Source organism: Xenorhabdus bovienii (assembly GCF_024721015.1).
GTDB classification, from domain to species: Bacteria; Pseudomonadota; Gammaproteobacteria; order Enterobacterales; family Enterobacteriaceae; genus Xenorhabdus; species Xenorhabdus bovienii.
Window position 1 is genome coordinate 1 of record NZ_JANAIF010000121.1, and the last position, 5,781, is coordinate 5,781.

At 44.9% G+C, this 5,781-nt stretch carries 8 protein-coding genes; all 8 read left to right on the forward strand.

Annotation, left to right across the window (positions count from 1 at the left end):
• Positions 1–198 precede the first annotated feature (198 nt).
• Positions 199–942, forward strand: coding sequence for a phage baseplate protein (locus NXS07_RS18320; RefSeq protein ID WP_258087348.1), 744 nt, complete (start codon positions 199–201; stop codon positions 940–942).
• Entirely contained in the window at positions 939–1,211 is a 273-nt protein-coding gene (locus tag NXS07_RS22545) for a phage baseplate plug family protein (protein WP_479682016.1), read from the forward strand. The genes NXS07_RS18320 and NXS07_RS22545 overlap by 4 nt, the downstream gene beginning before the upstream one ends.
• The gene (locus NXS07_RS18325; protein WP_258087349.1) at positions 1,198–2,091 is read left to right on the forward strand and encodes a baseplate hub protein; all 894 of its coding nucleotides are present in this window, start codon (positions 1,198–1,200) and stop codon (positions 2,089–2,091) included. Before NXS07_RS22545 ends, NXS07_RS18325 begins: the two co-directional genes overlap by 14 nt.
• Positions 2,069–2,761 (forward strand): phage baseplate protein, encoded by a 693-nt coding sequence (locus tag NXS07_RS18330; RefSeq protein ID WP_258087350.1) that lies wholly within the window; start codon positions 2,069–2,071, stop codon positions 2,759–2,761. Before NXS07_RS18325 ends, NXS07_RS18330 begins: the two co-directional genes overlap by 23 nt.
• A 1-nt stretch (position 2,762) precedes the next feature.
• Entirely contained in the window at positions 2,763–3,116 is a 354-nt protein-coding gene (locus tag NXS07_RS18335; RefSeq protein ID WP_258087351.1) for a hypothetical protein, read from the forward strand.
• A complete protein-coding gene (locus tag NXS07_RS18340) occupies positions 3,113–4,303 on the forward strand; it encodes a baseplate J/gp47 family protein (RefSeq protein WP_258087352.1) in 1,191 nt (396 codons plus the stop codon). Before NXS07_RS18335 ends, NXS07_RS18340 begins: the two co-directional genes overlap by 4 nt.
• Positions 4,303–4,932, forward strand: coding sequence for a baseplate wedge 1 family protein (locus NXS07_RS18345; RefSeq protein WP_258087353.1), 630 nt, complete (start codon positions 4,303–4,305; stop codon positions 4,930–4,932). Before NXS07_RS18340 ends, NXS07_RS18345 begins: the two co-directional genes overlap by 1 nt.
• A 10-nt stretch (positions 4,933–4,942) precedes the next feature.
• Positions 4,943–5,781, forward strand: an 839-nt coding sequence (locus tag NXS07_RS18350; RefSeq protein ID WP_258087354.1) for a tail fiber protein, incomplete at its 3' end; no start/stop codon positions are given.

Here is a 5,781-nt window from a genome sequence, read left to right on the forward strand (position 1 = left end):
GGATTTAATAGCTCTGTAGCAAGAATCTCTATTGTTAGAATATATACTCTGCAATAAATAACATATTAAATAACCCCCATGAATTCAAGGCTGCGCATTGCGTAGCCTTTTCCATATCTGCCGCCTAGTGCGGTTTTTTTACATCAAAATCCAAGCCGCTTAACTGCGGTTTTTTTACGTCCAAAAAATGAGGTTCCTATGTTTGGAATGCCAGACCTACCCAAAATGCCAGATATACCCAACTGGAAGGGAGTTCCCAATGCCGCACTGGATGCGGGAATTAGTCTTGGCGGTGCAGCATTGATAAATACGCTGTTCGGCAATTACTGGGGCATATTCAATCAGTATGGTATCCCCCTTCTGCTTGCTGATAATGTGATATCACTGCAATACCAGAACCAATATCGGGTAGTGAGTGCACCGATAGAAAATGGCTCCTTCGCTACATACAACAAAGTGAGTGACCCGTACAAAGTTACTGTACAACTCACCAAAGGCTCAGGCGGAACGTTAGAACGCGGCGCTTTCTTGGCGCAACTGGAGATTTTGGCAAAAAGCACACTCAAATTTCATGTTGTCACGCCTGAATTTGTCTACACCAACGCGGCTATCGTGGGTTATGACTTGGCGCGTGAGTCTAAAGATGGTGCGACGCTGATTAAGGTGAACGTTCATCTTGAGGAAATACGCGAGGTGAAAGTTAAATATGACAAAGAAGAGGTAAAAAATCCCGATGATGCCAAGAAAAAGGACACAGGCGACCAGACGCAGAAAGTGGAATCACAGAAACGACGAACGGAAAAGGGTGATATGTCATGGGGGAAATATATTTTTACCAATCCAGAAGCTGCATTTAATACCGCAATGGACTCACTTAATCAGGAGGCTCAGGAAAAATTTAAAATTCTCAATAAATGGATATCCGGAGGCTTTCCGCAATGATTGTAAACATAACAATATCCCCCATCCCAAACCAAACGACCTCATTCTCTATTGGGACAGATTTAATTGAATTAACGCTTGAAACCCGATTGGAAAATATATTCGCCACAGTAAAACAGAATGGTGAATATCTGGTCTGTAACCGTATTTGTAGAAATCTCACATATATATGTAGGTGGCTGGTATTTATTGATATCGAGGGTAACTCTGACCCTGAATATTCCGGCCTCGGCTCCCGTTATAAATTGGTATGGAATGATGAAATTTAATCGCAAAGTTATAAAAATTACCCTCACCCTCTCAGGCAAAGACGAGTCATTTACTTCAAGTGGGCAAAATACACTCTCTGCAATCGGATTACGGATCAGTGCCGAAGTTAATTACGGCAATGGCGCTATTGCTCCTCATGCTCGCATTAAGGCCTATGGGCTGCCTATGGAAGTTATGGAGAAACTGTTACGCATTAAATGGAATGATATTAAGGCACTGCGCAATAACGTAACGATTGAGGCTGGCGAGGAAGGTGAAGAGCTTTCGCAGGTTTTTCGGGGTGGTATCACTTTTGCCTATCCCGACTTTGGCGATGCACCGAATGTCGCATTAGTGATTGAATCTCAAACTGCCGTTCTGGATAAAATGGCTGGCATTGATGCAGAGAGCTACGAAGGTGAGCATGATGTTGTCAATATCATGGGCAACATCTGCAAGCGCATCGGTTACTCATTTGAGCCTAACGGTGTCAGCAAGAAATTATCTAACGTTTATCTGTGCAATACCGATATCGAGAAAATCCGGCAACTGGCAGAGGCAGCAAATTTGGATTTGTATATTGAAGACAAAAACGTTGCTGTCACCCGCAAAGATCATCCACGGCTAATGCTGAAAATCCCTGTTATCTCCCCTGAAACCGGATTAATCAGCTACCCAGTTCCGACAATGATTGGTGTTCAGTTCAAATGTTTCTACGACCCGCTGGTGAGGTTTGGTGGCATAGTTCGCATTGCCGGCAGTCAGATAAAGATATGTAACGGTGACTGGTTGGTCTATGGCATTAGGACGATTCTGGAGACAGAACAGGACTCGGCACAGTGGTTTATGGAAGTTGCTGCGAGCTGGAGAGATGATAATGATGTCAAAATCAAAAAGTGAGCGGGTTTCATTATATGACCCTCAGACTACGGCGGGTGGTGCTCGCAGTCAGGAAGCTATTATCTGGTCACTGATTGGCAAAATAGGTACGGTGACAATATGCAGGGTGGAGAAAGTCAGAGGTGATGGTGTTGCTCCTGTGGGCTATGTCGATATCCTGCCATTGGTGCAACAGGTAGATGGTGCGGGGAATATCTATAACACAGCCACTATCTACAATGTGCCGTACTTCCGCTATCAGGGCGGTGCAAATGCAGTGATTCTCGACCCGAAGGCGGGCGATCTCGGCTTCTGCTTCACTGCCAGTCGGGATATCTCGAAGGTGAAACGAGTGAAAGGTTCTGCCCCACCAGACAGCAAACGCAAATACGACATGGCAGACAGCCTCTATATCGGCGGCTTACTCAATGGAACGCCTAGCCAGTTTATGCACTTTAAGGACGGCGGCATTGATATTATTTCGCCCGGTAAAATCACCATCAAAGCCTCTGAAATTGAACTCGATGCACCAGTCAAGGCAACCAGCACCATTCAGGCCAGCAGCAACATTACTGACAACGCAGCCACCAACTCCCAATCAATGGCTGGCATGAGAGAGTTATACAACAGCCACGATCACCACGAGAACGGACAAGGCGCTAACACCAGCCCACCTAACCAAAAGGCTTAACATGCGGACATTATTCTTAATGCCTGCCACATGGGACTTAACTCTCGATGCGGCGGGAAACCTCGCTATTGCCTCAGATCAGTACGCCAGAGCGCAATCAGTAGCCAATGCCTGTCGGGTGTTTGTGAAAGATATGTATTACTCACAAGAGGCGGGAATTCCGTATCTGGAGGAAATACTGGGGAAAAATAGGTACTCACTGGCGATGTACCGGAAGCATCTGGAAGACGCGGCAATGTCTGTTAATGGCGTAGTTTCAGCCACAGCAGAACTGAGCACAGCAAATGACCGGATAGTGAGAGGTCGAATTAATTTTACCGATATTGACGGGCGGGAGGGGGTAATAGAACTATGATACCGAAATTACAAATCACACCTGATGGGATATTGGCTCCCCCAACTCAGGAGGTGATAGATGGCTGGTGGCGGGTACTAAAATCGTGTTTAGGTGATAATCTCAATACCGATATGAACACTCCACAGGGACAATTAGTTACCACCCTGACAGCCATTATTACCGACGAACGCAACTTCTTTGTTAACCTCCTGAATGGTTTCGACCCGCGTTACGCTGACGGCATGATGCAGGATGCACTGGCCTATATCTATTTCCTGCAACGCAAACGGGCAACAAAATCAGTGGCCGAAATCACGATTAACGGATTGGCAAACACGGTTATTCCGGTCGGGTTTCAGGTTAGCGATGATTCAGGGAAAATATGGAACACTCAGGCAGAGGCGACCATTGGTGATAATGGGATAGCAACGACCAATGTTTACTGTGATGCCTCTGGCAGGGTCATAGCCTCCGTGGGAGCCATTAATCGAGTGGTCAAAAATATTAATGGTGTTGATTCAGTCATCAATAAAGCGGCGGCTATTGTCGGCAGAGGTGAAGAATCACGGCAGGAATTTGAAATGCGGCGGCAGGAATCGGTGGCGGTTAATGCCAAAAACACCAATGCCGCGACTTATGGCGCAGTCTCCAATATCAACAATGTCATTGATTGCTATGTTATCGACAACCCATCTGATGAAACCGTCAAAATTGGGTTTACCCATTATCCGTTGACCCGAAACTCTATCGCTGTTTCTGTGGTGGGTGGTGATGATAACGAAATTGCCAAGCAAATATTCATCAAAGCCGGTTCGGGATGCTCTTTTGTCGGGAATACCTCTGTCAAATATCAAGATATGGTCAACTTCCCTTATCTGCCGCCAACCTATGACATTAAATTCATCAGGCCGACACATATTCCGATTGAGTTTACTGTCACGTTTGAAGATAAGTTACGGTTAACGCACCAGGATAAAGAAGCTATCAAAAAGTCTATTTTGGATGAGTTCGGAGCCGGGAGAGGAAAAGGACGGGTAGCCAAGAAATTAATCGTCAGCGACTATATTTGCGCCGTTGCACAGTCAACGAGAGAGCGATTGATTTCAATCCAAGTAGCGAGAAAAAACGGTGTTGCAGCTAACTATCTGGATTTCGGCATTGATGAATTTCCGACGCTATCTATAGATGACATAAGGATAGAGTGATGAAAGACATTGCGGAAACGCTACTCAGCCAATACGCCAACAGCCCTACTATCTGCACCATCCTCAACTCATTTAATGAAACCATCGACCCCAGAGCTAATGCTGATGAGTTCTATCATCTGGCGGTTAATGTGCTCACCGCTCAGGGATTTGGTTTGGATATCTGGGGGCGGATAGTTGGCATTAATCGAGGGCTATCTATCCCCGACCCGAATGTTGATTATTTTGGATTTAATGAAACCAAAAAGTATTCACCATTCGACCAATCTCCATTTTATAGCGGATTACATACTGAGTCGTCATACATGATGGATGATTCGACATTCAGAGAAGTGATTTTAATGAAGACTTACGCGAATATTCTGAACGCAACAGCCCATAACATTAATGCTTTCCTGAAAGCGTCATTCACCAGAGGCCGAGCATATTTCCTCATTACTGGCCACATGACGGCCAGATATGTATTTGAGTACCGATTGTCTGAGTTAGAGAAAAATCTCATATACAACCATCACATATTACCCTGTCCATCAGGTGTCAAAATCAGCATGGCAGAATTACCGTTAGGTGAATTCTTCGGTTTCTACGGAACAGGTTTTCAACCATTCGAACAAGCAGCATTTGCATAACAGGTGAATAATGAAGAACCCAAATTTAATACCAGCGCCTTTCGCTCAGAACGGGCATCGAGACGAAATACCCGCTAGCCACAAATCAGATTTACCCAGCCAAAAAGCGACGTGGGACACAGGATTCCCGCAAATCACAATGATGCCTGTAACGGCGGGTGGATTACCTCCGAGCGGCAAGGATTTTAACGGCGTATTTAATCAGATATCCGATAATATCGTTCATTTATCCAAGGGTGGTAAATATAAATTCTCTCAGGAATACGCTAATTCTATTAACGGATATCCAAAGGGGGCAATATTACAGTCCGATGATGAAACGAAAGAGTTTCAGAGTTTAATTGATAATAATAAAATCAATTTTAATACTGAGTCAGCAGATAAAATTAACTCAGCGTGGAAATTAGTTAGCACCAATCAAATTCTCGACGAGTTAAATAAAAAACTCAATCGCTCTGATGTTGTTCAATCAATTGGTAGTAGTCAATCAACGGTAATGAGTCAAAGGGCAGTAACTGACGAATTAAATAATATTAAGACCCCTGCGAGCATTACCCAGCGCGGCATAGTTCAGCTAAATAATGCGGTAGATAGCAACAACGAAACACAGGCAGCGACACCGAGAGCGGTTAAAGCAGCTAATGATCTGGCGAACACCGCCATCCAGAATGCGGCCAATGCGAATAACAATGCTAATTCTCGTCTGGAGAAGGATCAGAACGGCGCAGACATTCCGAACAAGCCGAAGTTTGTAGACAACCTCGGTTTAACGGATACCGTGGAGCGGGCGAAAAATGCCGCCTCTCTGACGGAATGGACACCACAGATTTTTAACAGTGATGTCTATGC